Source organism: Corynebacterium sp. ACRQK (assembly GCF_022345965.1).
GTDB lineage: Bacteria > Actinomycetota > Actinomycetes > Mycobacteriales > Mycobacteriaceae > Corynebacterium.
The window spans coordinates 14,330-27,002 of record NZ_JAKRMU010000002.1; the positions used below are offsets into that span (position 1 = coordinate 14,330).

Annotated in this window: 8 protein-coding genes; 5 read left to right on the top strand and 3 right to left on the bottom strand. The window is 59.5% G+C overall.

Annotation, left to right across the window (positions count from 1 at the left end):
* Positions 1-2 precede the first annotated feature (2 nt).
* Positions 3-422: a low molecular weight phosphatase family protein gene (locus MHX63_RS02870; protein ID WP_239387169.1), complete on the top strand. Its 420-nt coding sequence runs from the start codon at positions 3-5 to the stop codon at positions 420-422.
* 254 nt (positions 423-676) lie between these two features.
* Here MHX63_RS02870 and MHX63_RS02875 read toward each other — a convergent pair whose 3' ends face one another.
* The 3 genes from MHX63_RS02875 to MHX63_RS02885 form a co-directional block, all read right to left on the bottom strand.
* Positions 677-2,614, bottom strand: a complete 1,938-nt coding sequence (locus MHX63_RS02875) for a DNA polymerase III subunit epsilon (protein WP_239387170.1) — start codon at positions 2,612-2,614, stop codon at positions 677-679.
* A gap of 61 nt (positions 2,615-2,675) precedes the next feature.
* Positions 2,676-4,520, bottom strand: a complete 1,845-nt coding sequence (gene leuA, locus MHX63_RS02880; RefSeq protein WP_239387171.1) for a 2-isopropylmalate synthase — start codon at positions 4,518-4,520, stop codon at positions 2,676-2,678.
* Positions 4,521-4,747: 227 nt separating this feature from the next.
* On the bottom strand, positions 4,748-5,695 hold the full coding sequence (locus MHX63_RS02885) for a class C sortase (protein ID WP_239387172.1): 948 nt from the start codon (positions 5,693-5,695) through the stop codon (positions 4,748-4,750).
* A gap of 536 nt (positions 5,696-6,231) precedes the next feature.
* On the opposite strand from MHX63_RS02885, the gene MHX63_RS02890 reads away from it, so the two are divergent.
* The 4 genes from MHX63_RS02890 (at position 6,232) to MHX63_RS02905 (ending at position 12,655) form a co-directional block, all read left to right on the top strand.
* The gene (locus tag MHX63_RS02890) at positions 6,232-7,704 is read left to right on the top strand and encodes a SpaH/EbpB family LPXTG-anchored major pilin (protein ID WP_239387173.1); all 1,473 of its coding nucleotides are present in this window, start codon (positions 6,232-6,234) and stop codon (positions 7,702-7,704) included.
* 94 nt (positions 7,705-7,798) lie between these two features.
* Entirely contained in the window at positions 7,799-8,737 is a 939-nt protein-coding gene (locus tag MHX63_RS02895; RefSeq protein ID WP_239387174.1) for a class C sortase, read from the top strand.
* Positions 8,730-9,569 carry an LPXTG cell wall anchor domain-containing protein gene (locus MHX63_RS02900; RefSeq protein WP_239387175.1) on the top strand — a complete coding sequence of 280 codons (840 nt, stop codon included), beginning with the start codon at positions 8,730-8,732 and terminating at the stop codon, positions 9,567-9,569. The genes MHX63_RS02895 and MHX63_RS02900 overlap by 8 nt, the downstream gene beginning before the upstream one ends.
* Before the next feature lie 5 nt (positions 9,570-9,574).
* On the top strand, positions 9,575-12,655 hold the full coding sequence (locus MHX63_RS02905; RefSeq protein WP_239387176.1) for a SpaA isopeptide-forming pilin-related protein: 3,081 nt from the start codon (positions 9,575-9,577) through the stop codon (positions 12,653-12,655).
* Positions 12,656-12,673 lie beyond the last annotated feature (18 nt).

Genomic DNA, 12,673 nt, shown 5'->3' on the forward strand with positions numbered 1-12,673 from the left:
CCATGACCAATAAACCCAAGGTACTTTTCGTCTGCGTAGGCAACGGCGGCAAGTCACAAATGGCGGCCGCCTTGGCGGACAAGCATGCTGGCGAGGCCATCGAGATTCATTCCGCTGGCACCAAACCGGCGACCAAGCTCAACACGGAGTCGGTGGAATCCATCAGCGAGGTCGGTGCGGACATGTCCGACGGCCGCCCCAAGGCTGTAGATCCGCAGTTGTTGCGAGAGGCTGACCGGGTGGTCATTCTCGGCAAGGACGCCCAGCTGGAGCTACCCGCCGACGCGCAGGGAACCCTCGAGCGGTGGGTTACCGACGAGCCCTCCGAGCGCGGTATTGAGGGCATGGAGCGCATGCGCCTGGTGCGTGATGACATTGACGCTCGAGTGCGCGCACTTATCACCGAGCTGAAGGGCGACTAACCGGCACCGACCTGCCTGCTGGCTAGTCACCACTGGGCCGCCTGCTGGCTAGCAAACGCCGGCCAGTCTGCTGGCTATTAGGGGTGATGTCCAAAATTCCACGTCTTAAAATATAATTAATCTATTCGTGCAGGTCAGAGAGTTGCATTTTTTGGCTGCAAATGAGCTACTTTTAATAACTCGTAGATTTTGGACATTGACGCTCTAGCCGCCCCCAGCTCCGGCGCCTTCAAAGGGGGGCGAAGTACGCCGGGCTAGTTTCCGCCGTTGGTGGAACCCCTGGAGCCCCCGGAACCCCCTGGGCCTCCGGAACCTCTAGAACTCCGTGAACTCCCTGAGCCCCCTGGACCCCCGGAACTCTTGCGGCGCCGACGCCTCCGACGATTTCGCTTGCCACTGGGCCCCGGGATTTTCCCCTCGTGGCCGCCGGAGTTTGCATTGCCCTTGTGGCCGGAAGGGTTGGAGCGACCGTTCTTGTTCGACTTCTTAGACTTGCCGGATTTGCCCGAGCCAGAGCCGCGCCCGCTGGAGCCAGACCCGCCAGTGCCGCGCCCATCTGACCTGCCAGAGCCGCCAGAGCCTGACTCGCCACGCGGCCCGGCCAGCCCGCTGATCCGCGGGCGGGCGTCCGCACCAGGCTTCGCCGGAACGTCTTCCCTCTCGCCGGGCTGCACGTTATCCAGCAGAGCCAGGAAGTCCTCGTCCCGGATCAGGGGAATGTTCTTCCGGTCGGCGTGCATCGCCTTGCCCCGCAGCTCGTAGTTTTCGTTGCACACCACCAGCGAGCTGCGACGATTCAGCTTCTCGCTATACGCCAGCCCCGCGGCGACACCCTGGCCGATCAGCACGTCCGGGTCGATCGCCACATCCGGGCTGACCACAAACTCCATACCCTCGACCAGCGGTTCCCCGCGCTTCCACGCCCCGGGGTTTACGTATGGGCGGGGAGAGTTAGCGGCGTCAATACGAAGGCCACTACGGCGCAGCTCAAATTGATCGGCCGCGAGGTCCTCAGGGTCCAGCACGGTCAGCTCGCCGTTGCGCTGCTGCGCGAGCGCGAGGGCGGCGGTGAGGCGCGCGTTCGCCTCGAGCAGCTCGTCGGGGTCGATGTCTTTTTTACTTAGTGACGCCACCGCACCCACCTCCGGCAGTGCCGTCGCAGGGGCCAGCACGGCGGACCGGCCGGCGTTTGCGGGAGCGTTTGCGCTGGTAGCCGGCTCGGTGGTGGAGTCGGCGGCGGTGGAGCTTGGATTGGTGCTGGAGCTTGGAGTGGGAGCCGTAGCGGTGGAGTCGGTAGCAGTGGTGGCAGCTTCGGCGGCGCGGTTGTAGCTGGCGACGATGGCGCGCAGGCGGGGGTCGGTGGAGTCGATGGCCTGGCGTCGGGCGGTGGCGAGTGTGTCGATGATGGAGACCGGCGCGGGGGTTGGCTGGCGCCGACCACCGCGACCGCGGCCGCGGCCGCGGCTGCGACGGCCGCGGTTCGCTGAGCGCTGCGACAATTTGAACTCGTGGGTGATGAAGCCCCACACGTAGTCGGACTCATGCATGATCAGCGTGCGCCCGTCCAAGGCCTGGTGGATCAGCTGCGCGCTGGAGTTGAAGCCCAGCGCCTGGGAGAGCTCGTTGACCTGGTAGCCGTGGAGGTGCCAGGGGCCGGCGTCTTCGCCGGGGTTGAGGTGGCGCGTCAGCGCGCCGATTTCCTGGCCGATGTTAATGGTCGGCAGTTCGTCGGGGTGTGCAGCGTCGCCGGGGGCTTCCGCGCCGGGGCCGAAGAAGACCACGGAAAGTGCCACCAGCCGGGAGGTTTTCGGGTGAATGCCGGAGGTGGAGATGCTCACGGCCGCAAAGGGGGCCTCCTCCTTGGAGGGGAGGTCGTGCAGAGCGGACTCGAGCTCCGCGCGGGGGCTCGACTGGTCGTTGTCCTCGCGGGCACTCCCGCTGGAATCCGCGGCAGCTCGGGCCTCGGGGTTTTCAACCGGAGCGGAGTACACCTCTGCCCCCGGCTCAGAGCGCCCCTCGGCACCTGCGGGGGAATGGTTGTGGGCGGGGGAGGGGGCGTCCGAAGAACTACCGTCAGAAAAAGAAACAGCGAGAGAACCTGCAGGGCGAGTTACCCTGCGGCGCGGGCGCCTTGGGCGGCGCGCGCCGGTGTGCTCGGGGCCGGGGGCGGCCGAGTGATCGTTCTCGTTCATGGACTACATACTACCCAGCGGGGAACCGTGCTCCGCTGGCAGGCTGCGTGGTTTCGGGACCCTAGACCCCCTGGGAAACCCCAGCGGCGGCATCCTGCGAACGGTTCACCGCGGAGGTGATCGCCTTCAGCGAAGCGTAGGTAATGGAGTTGGCGATGCCCACTCCCCAGAACTTGGCGCCGTTGATCTCGGCCAGGACGTAGGCGGCGGCCTCAGCGTCGTCGCCCGAGGTGCGGGCGTGCTGGCTGTACTCCTGCACCTCCACGTCGTAGCCCAGCTCTTCCAGCGCGTTGCAGTATGCGTTGATCGGGCCATTGCCGCGGCCCTGCACAGTCTTACCCTCGCCGTTGAACTCGATCTGGCCGGTGACCTTGGCCTCTTCGCCCTCGTTCTGGCCGCCGTCGACGGTCAGGGAGATGGTCTCGATCGGCGCGACACGGTCCAGGTACTCGCCGGAGAAGATGTCCCACATGGCCTTCGGGTTCACCTCGCCACCCTCGGCATCGGTGACGGCCTGCACCACTGAGGAGAACTCCACCTGCATCGGGCGCGGCAGCTGCAGGTTGTGGTCGGTCTTCATGATGTAGGCCACGCCGCCCTTGCCGGACTGGGAGTTCACGCGGATCACGGCCTCGTAGGAACGGCCGACGTCCTTCGGGTCGATCGGCAGGTAGGGGACCTCCCAGGTCTTCTCGACCATGGCCTCCTGGGTGACTTCCTCGGCGGTGGCGTCCGGGTCGATCTTCTCCGCGATGGCGTCCAGGCCCTTGTTGATCGCATCCTGGTGGGAGCCGGAGAATGCGGTGAACACCAGGTCGCCGCCGTAAGGGTGGCGTTCCGGCACGCGCAGCTGGTTGCAGTACTCGACGGTGCGGCGGACCTGGTCAATGTCGGAGAAGTCGATCTGCGGGTCCACGCCTTGGGTCAGCATGTTCAGACCCAGGGTGACCAGGCAGACGTTGCCGGTGCGCTCGCCGTTGCCGAACAGGCAGCCTTCGATGCGGTCGGCGCCGGCCATGTAGCCCAGCTCGGCAGCTGCCACGCCGGTGCCGCGGTCGTTGTGCGGGTGCAGCGACAGGATGATGGAGTCGCGGCGGTTCAGGTTGCGGTGCATCCACTCGATGGAGTCCGCGTAAACGTTTGGGGTGATCATCTCGACGGTCGAGGGCAGGTTCAGGATGATCGGATTCTCCGGCGTCGGGTCCATAATCTCGACGACTGCGTCACAGACTTCCTTGGCGTAGGCGACCTCGGTGCCGGTGTAGGACTCGGGGGAGTACTCCCAGCGCCAGTTCGTGTCCGGGTAGTCCTTGGCGATGGTCTTGATCAGCTCGGCTGCGTCGGTGGCCAGCTTCTTGATGGCCTCCTTGTCCTTGCGGAACACGACCTTGCGCTGCAGCTTTGAGGTGGAGTTGTAGAAGTGGACGATGACGTTCTTCGCACCCTCGCAGGCTTCGAAGGTGCGGCGGATCAGGTGCTCGCGCGCCTGGACCAGCACCTGGATGGTGACGTCGTCGGGGATCATGTTCTTCTCGATGATCTCGCGGACGAAGTTGAAGTCGGTCTGGGAGGCGGACGGGAAGCCGACCTCGATCTCCTTGTAGCCCATGTCCACCAGCAGTTCGAACATGCGGCGCTTGCGCTCCGGGCTCATCGGGTCGATCAGCGCCTGGTTGCCGTCGCGCAGATCCACGGCGCACCACTGCGGCGCGCGGTCGATGACCTTGTCCGGCCAGGTGCGGTCCGGCAGGGTGATTTCCTCTACCTCTTCGAAGAACGGCTGGTAGCGCGCGTGCGGCATGGTGGAGTTGCGCTGCTTGTTCCAGGCGGGTTGCCCTTCGGGGATCTCACCGTTCGGGGTGCTGATGCGGGCGGGTGCGGAGATGAAAGTGTCGTTGTTGGCCATACTGTCTTCCCTCTTAGTGTGTGCTTTCCTGTGGAAATGAAAAAACCGACCGGCATGCAAAAACCCCGCGACGGGGAGCCGATCGGTGTTGTGTTTCCTACCTACTAGGCCCCGCCGCGGCAGATTAGGAGGAGGCCGCTTGCGTGCGGGTGGGTGAAAGTCATATTTGACAGTCTAGCGTGAAGCAGGCCACATGTCAGTTCCATTACCTGGGTGGGGGTGCCCATCTATTGGGATTTGTGCTTACGGAAGTTCTTCCACCACCAGCGGATAAGCAATAGGACGATGATCACAGCGGCTGCCAGGATGGCCCACATCCACCACTGCCAGTTGGTACCTTGCCCATCGAAGACGGATTCCTCGTCCGGGTCCATCGGTACTCGCTCTGCTGTGATGATGAGGCGGTGGGTATTGACGCCGTAAGGGGTGCAGGTAATAAGCGTGATTAAATCCTTATTGGGGATACGGCGTAGCAGGCTGGTCTTATCTGGGGTGACGACCTTGATGTCGCGCACCTCGTACTTTAGCTTTTCGCCCGCGACGGCGATGTACACCGGGTCGCCTTTTTGGACTTCATCGAGGTTGTCCCACAAGGTGGCATTCTGCAGGCCTGTGTGTGCGGACAGTGCTGCGAGTCGGCCTTCAGGTGGGGCAGGTGGTACGGAGCCATCTTCGCCGGGTTTGCCGGGTGCGCCCACGGGCAGGTCAGTCCCGTAGAGGTGTCCCACTCCACGGGAAAGAACGCGGTCGGAGGTGCCATGGAAGACGGGAAGGTCCGACTTGATCGAGGGTAATACGATGCGCCCCATAGCTTCGGTTTCGCTAAGTACCGACAGGTATTTGAGGTAGCGCTGATAAGCCGGTGAGTTCTCATCGTCCGAGCTAGTCCATGCGTCCGTGGGGTCGATATCTCCGCGATCGGCATTGTAGCGCTGGGCTTCCTCCCAGGCTTTGTTAAGGATCTCGGGAGGTACATCTTTTTCGAGTTTTGAATAGGCTTCGGCTGCGCGCGATTGTTGGTAGTTGTTCCATTGTGTGGCGAGCACGGGATACAGCAGCACGCTCAGGCCGCCGAGGATCAGGATGACTGCGATGATTGCGTTGATATTGAGCTTTTTGCTGCGCTCCGGTGGCGATGCTGCAACTTCACTCGGGGGAGGAGTGTGGTCTGTCATGAGCCTTAATTCTTGTTTTACGAATGTTAGTAGCTGGCTTGGAGGGATTGGTAAAGGTGGGGTTCGATTCTCGCGATGGAGTCTAAAAGGCTGAACGTGAGCTGTGGGAATTCGGTCTCCCGCTACCCTACAGTGGGGGCAGGCTCACGCGGGGGTGAAGCTTTTGTGCAAATTGTTGAACAACGCCGGTGGGAGCATTTTTTTGGAGTGGCTTCCTGGTCTCGTATTGTTTTAAAAACAAGAGCGTGATTTGAATGGCTTCACGTGCAGCTATGTCCATCTGAGTCGTTTCACTATATACTCTATATTGTGCGATTCACTGGATGGAAGCAGTAAGCCTGAAAGACATTCGTTGATCGAGTCACGGATATAGTGATCTGTCAACTTTATGATTTTTTAAGCTGTGCAAACCGTTTAGCTCTGAGGAGAGCTAAAGAATTGTTGGCTCTTCATAAGGTTAAGCTGTGCGGGTGGATCGCTGGATGTCATGAGGCGAAAACGCTTCGGTCACTTCTGATGTAAAGGAACTCACTCCCGTGAACAAGAACTCTATGACCCTTCGTTCAGTCACTTTCGCGGCCATTGCTGGCCTGTCCATGTCTCTTGCTGCTCCCGGTGCGATCGCCGCGCCGGAGGTCACCACTCTCGCGCAGGGTGAGCAGGCACAGGACCCGTCCAAGGCCAACATCGATTTCTCCAAGAAGGGCTCCCTGACCCTATATAAGAAGAAAGGTGCTGAGTCCAACACTCCTGCGACTGGTGAGGAAATGGAGGGCGTACCGGGTGAGTCGCTGGAGGGTGTGACCTTCAAGATCACCAAGCTGAACTTTGACCTGCAAAACGGGGACTGGAGCACCTTCCCGAAGACCGCAGCTGAGGCTGCAGGCCACGAGACTAGCACGACGTTTGAGCAGACCACCGATGCTGACGGCAAGGTTTCCTTCGAGAACCTGGACTTGGGTATCTACCTGGTCGAGGAGATTGGCGCTCCGGCTGGGGTTGTCTCCGGTGCACCGTTCATCGTTTCCATCCCGATGGTCAACGAGGCATCCGACGCGTGGAACTACGACGTCACCGCTTACCCGAAGAACACTGAGACCAAGACCGAGAAGACCGTCAAGGATGCCGACCAGAACATTCAGGACGCGTACACCTACACCATTAACGCGGACGCTCCGACCTGGGGCGAGGGTAAGGAGCTGACTGCTTTCCGCTTCGAGGATCAGCTGGACCAGCGCCTGGACTTCCAGGAGGTCACCGAGGTCAAGGCTGGTGACACCGTCCTGCAGGCCGGCGACTACACGGTCAACAACCCGGCCGAAAACGGCAACAAGCTCATCGTCACGCTCACCGAGCAGGGGCTGGCCAAGGTTAAGTCCGGCGATAAGCTCTCCCTGACCTTCGACGTGAAGCGCAAGGAAGTTGGCGACACCACCGAGCTGAAGAACCAGGCTGACGTCATCTTCAACAACCCGAACACCGGCAACGAGGTCAAGAACAAGACCAACGAGGTCGTCACTTACCACGGCAAGCTGAAGGTCGTGAAGAAGGACGGCGAGGAAACTGGCAAGGTTCTTGAGGGAGCTACGTTCAAACTGAACCAGTGCACCTCTGCTGACAAGCTGGGTGATGAAATCACGATCGATGGGGTCAACGAGTGGACCACCGGTGCTGACGGCACCTTCATCATCGATGGCCTGCACGTCACCGACTTCGAGGACAATAAGGAAGCTCCGGCGACTAAGAAGTTCTGCCTAGTCGAGACGAAGGCTCCGGCTGGTTACGCCAAGCTGGAAAAGCCGGTTGAGGTCGACTTCACTCGCGAAGACATCGCGCGAACCGGAGAGGGCGACGATGCGGTGACTCTGGTCGCCAACGTCGACAACGTGAAGCAGGACTCTCCGAACCTGCCGATGACCGGTGGTATGGGTGTGGGCATCCTGGCTGCTATCGGCGCGGCCATCGTTGCAGCCGGTGCTTGGTTCGCACGCCGCGGCGCTAAGAACTAACAGTCCGCTGGAATGATTAAACCTGACCGTTGGGGCAACCCACGGGTGGGTTTAATCAGCGAAGCCATCTAAACGTAAGCCTCAGGAGTATTCCGTGGATCATGCCTCAAGTACCGCCGTGGAGTTAAAAGACAAGCCACGCCGCACCGGCAACGCCAAAGCCAACCCCGTGTTGGCCATGGTGCTCGTGATCCTCGGGATTCTCGTGATGCTGTACCCTGTGGCGTCAACACTGTGGAACAACCACCTAGCCACAAAGGCCGCGCAAGACTACGCGAAGCTCGAAAAAAACATCCCGCAAGAAGTCAAGAACACGCAGTGGGAAAAAGCCCACGATTATAACACCAATCGAACGACCGGGCCGATTCTCGATCCCTGGCTCGCCCGATTCGACAAAAACAACCCCGATTACCAGGAATACCTGGATCAGCTCGATGCGAACGATGCAATGGCGCGCCTAATCTTCCCGGAAGTAAAGGCGGACCTACCGGTCTACCACGGGACAGACCATGACACATTACAACGGGGCCTGGGGCACCTTTTTGGATCTGACCTACCAGTGGGCGGCAAGGGCACACACTCGGTGATTACCGGGCACACGGGGCTGTCTAATTCCACCATGTTTGACCACCTTAACGATGCTGAGGAAGGCGACGCCTTTTTCATCCAGGTTTCCGGCGAGAAACTGAAGTACGAGGTGGATCAGATCAAGGTCGTATTACCTACAGAAACTGAGGATCTGCGCCCAGTTGCAGATAAGGACTACATCACCCTGATCACCTGTACCCCGTACGGGATTAACACACACCGCTTGCTTGTGCGTGGGCACCGGGTTCCGCTGGATCCTGCCGACAACGAGGTGTTCGACAAGAACAACGGTGCCGGTTGGCAATGGTGGATGTACCTACTGGTCGCTGCCGCGGCGGGTGTGTTGGCGGTGCTGCTGTGGTGGCTCAAGAAGCTTAAACGGGAACGTGAAACCGAGGAACTCATGAAGACGGAGAATGACGGAGGGGCAGGCGAGAATGACTAGCCATGTATCTGCGATGCGGAGCCGCCGTTGCCTCGTGACAGCAATCGCCATTAGCGCCGGCCTGCTCGGCGGTGCACACGTTGGGGTCGGGGTTGCCGACGCGGCGAAGGTGGCCGGGTTGAACGACCAGCCAGGCGTATCCCGTGATTACGGGGCGGAGACACTCAGCATCACCCTTTCAACAGGTAATTCCGATGTATTAGAACCACCCACAGGCAAGATCGCGGGTGTGACGATTAAGCTTGAGCGGCTGAAGGGCATCAACCCGGAGAACGCGGCGGATAGGGCGAAGGTCCGGAACACCAGTGCGGACGAGATCGCGGGCTGGCCTACCGACCGTAGGCTCACGGCCGTGACCAATGACGCCGGCCAGGTCCGATTCCAGGGGCTCGAGAAGGGCATCTACCTGGTCTCCTCCCAGGCGCCGGCTGGAGCCGCTGCAGGGGAATACCGGGAGATTAGCCCCTTCCTGGTCGCTGTGCCTTTCCATACGGTTGACTCCAACCCCAGGCCGGTAGAAGGGGTGATCGTTGCGAAGACGACTGTGCCGCCGTCAACCCCACCGACTGATCCTCCTTCGACGCCACCGTCTACGCCTCCAGAGAACCCACCGACGACGCCCACCCCACCCCCAGGGGAGACTCCACCAGCGGACACCCCGGAACAGGGGTCAACTCCGGAGTCAGTTCCCGGCGATGAGAACGGACGAGGACCGGGCAACTTGCCCATGACGGGTGTACAGATCCTCGGAATTGTGCTTGCCGCAGTAGCGCTGATGGGCGCCGGGCTGTTGATGCTATTGATCTCTAAGAAACGAAAGCAAGAAGGGTAGCGACAATGAAGACAAAATTCATGAGCGCAGCGGTTGCGCTCGCTGCAGCGCTTACGTTAGTCCTCGGCGTCGCTTTCCCAGGCGCGCTGCCCACCCTGCAGTTGCCAACGGCGCAGGCACAGACCACGACAATTCCTGTCACGCCGGAGAAGCGGGACTTTAAGGACCTTAATACCCGGCAGTATTTTCCGCCGTTCGAGTTCACAGTCGAAGCCGATGGCACGGTGACCGACTTAGATCTGTCATTCTCCGGTAGCAACTGGATTCGCGGCTACGAGCTCAAGGTCAACGGTCAAGTGCTACCATCGAAGGTCAATGATTCGAAAAAACCTCCCTTTACGGTGACCCATAGCGGTCTGAACATGGCTGTGAAGAAGGGGGACAAGATTCAAGTAACGCCAGTCTTTAACGAACCAAAGGTATCGGGTTCAGTGTCTGTAGCGCTGCGCGGCACAACATCAACGACCCCCGACCCAAATCCAGGAGATCCGAATCCGCCGGTCACGACCGTGACTCCCGCGGCTCCGACCGCGGTTGACCCTGCTAAGGCAACCCAATGTGTGGAGAAGGGATACATCAATATTCCGAATACAACGGGTGTTGAATACTACATCGATGGGCAATTGAAGCCTTCCGGTCAGCAGTTCTATGAGGGGAAAACGGCTGCCTCCGTTAAAGTGACCGCCAAGGCGAAGGCTGGGTACCAGATCGCTTCCGGCGCGCAGACCGAGTGGACGTTCAATTTTTCCGGGCAGGTCAAGGATTGCTCCGGAAACCAGCCCACACCTCCGGGTGACTCCTCCCGCGAGTTTAAGGCTACCGGGCACGATTTCTCTCTCCAAGGTAACCCGGTTGATCCGCGGAAGCCTGATACTTTCACGGCGAAGGTCGGTGAAGATTCACGAATGAAATACGCTACCGTGCGTATCAAGACCGACGCATCGTTCCTCGATTGGCAGCACTATCAACTGACTGTTGACAAGATTGAAGACGGCGTGACTTTGCAGAAGCGCAACCTCCATATTGGCAATGGATACATGACCATGGAAGTGGTGCCAGTCAAGAACGGTAAACAGGTTGATTCCGCCTTCCTGCCAAAGGATGCTGTTTTCACGTTCACGAACAACCTGTCTGAAAACAAGCAGCTGTCGGTTGAGCTGGATGTATACGGAACCAAGGCGACGGAGCCAGACGAACCCCCCATCATTTCACCGCCGGACGGTGCGAAGTGGGTTCACGGACGCGTTGCGAACCCACAACCACCTCTGCGCTGTGGCCTGCGGATTGCGCTGGTTGTAGACCTTTCGACCTCCTTGAACTACGCAGATACCAATGGCTTTGAAGCGTCCAAAACGGCTGCAAATGGTTTTATTGACGCACTAGCCGGAACTCCAGCTGAGCTTGCTCTCTACAATTTTGCGTCCACTGCTCCAGCCCAAACCGCTGGCACGACAAGCTTTAAGAACCCGCCCTACATCTCTATGCAGTCCCAGAGCGGTGTCAATGAGGCCAAGAGCGTAGTGTCCAACTGGGACTACAAAGCGTACAATGGTGCGACCAACTGGCAAGAAGGGCTGAAGCAGGTCCAGGGTCAGAACTACGACGTGGTGTATTTCATCACCGACGGCATGCCTACGACCTCTTCGAATATTAAGAGTAAGGGGATTGGCGGCGAGTTCGTTCAGGAGAGCGCACTCAACGACGCAATCGACGCTGCGAATGAACTGAAAAAGGCCGGAACTCGCGTTGTTCCGCTCATGGTTGACCTAACCCTGGGCGGAAGGAGTACCGAACGTCCCGTTGTTACGAACGATCTGGTTCTAAAAGATGCCAAGCGCGTCGGCTGGCAGAGTGACCCGGGAATAGCCCCTGGCCTCTACTACAAGATTCGTAGTGACCTGGTGCCGCGAGCGAACTATATCGGCACCGACACCATGGCGAACCTGAAGATGGCTTTCGATGCCGCCGGTAATCGGACACTCCAGGTATTTGAACGGTTACCCGACGGGCGAGTGGAGACAATTACTTCAAACCAATCGAGGTGGACCCATGGAACGCGAGACGTTAAGACCATGGCCGAAGATATCTCGGGTTCAGGGGACACAGTGCGTGTCAGGGGCTATGGAGAGCTTGCCAACCAGATGAAGAGTATCGCCCAGAGTATTAATGAGCGCTGCAATGGTGCGGTCACCGTTAAAAAGCGCATTGTTGATGAAGGCGGCAATGTGTTGTCCGATGGTGAACCCGGCTGGGAGTTCACTTTGTCCGCGGGTGGGCAGGACGTCATCGACCCGGGCAATGGCGGGCGGGTGCGCAATTCTCTCAAGGTGACTTCGTCGGCTGAGCGCGATCGCGGTACAGCGACATGGAACATCATGAGCGAGCAAGAACAGCAGCTTGAACTAGTCGAAACCCAGAAAGAGGGCTACTCCTTGTTCAAGCGAGACGGCAAGAATGCCGTCTGTACTGAAAAACGCGATGGGAAGACCACGCCATTGGAAGTCGACAATAACGGTGAGTTCGGCTTCAAGGTGAGAATGAACGAGCAGAACAAGGTGCTGTCCTCCGTGTCCTGCGTGGTTGATAACTATAAGGCACCGGAAACAACACCGGGCAAGCTGACCTTCAAGAAGGCCCAGTACGTGGACGGCAAAATTCAAGAATTGGCGGACCTAGGTGGCGCTACTTTCGAGATTTATCCCTCCAAGGAAGGTAAGCCAGACTACAGCGCCGGCAAGCCCGTTTACACCATCAAGCCTGGCCAAGAGTCTATTGAGGTGAAGACTACCGGCACGTTCTTCCTAGTTGAAACGAAGGCGCCGCAAGGGCTAAACCTCCTGCCTCAGCCGGTTCCTTTCGAAATCTCCATCGATCAAACGACGAAGAAATACAAGATTTCAACCGTCGGTTCCAACAACGGGCAGATTGAAGTGTCCGGATCTGGTCAGGCGATGATTCTCACGGTCGCAGATACGAAGTCCGGTGAACTGCCGAAGACCGGCGGTTACGGCGTGGGGCTCGTGGGACTCATCGGTGCCGCACTCGCCGGGGCGGGCTTGATTCTCGGCCGCCGGAGGTTCGCGTAGAACCGTATCTCCCGTAAA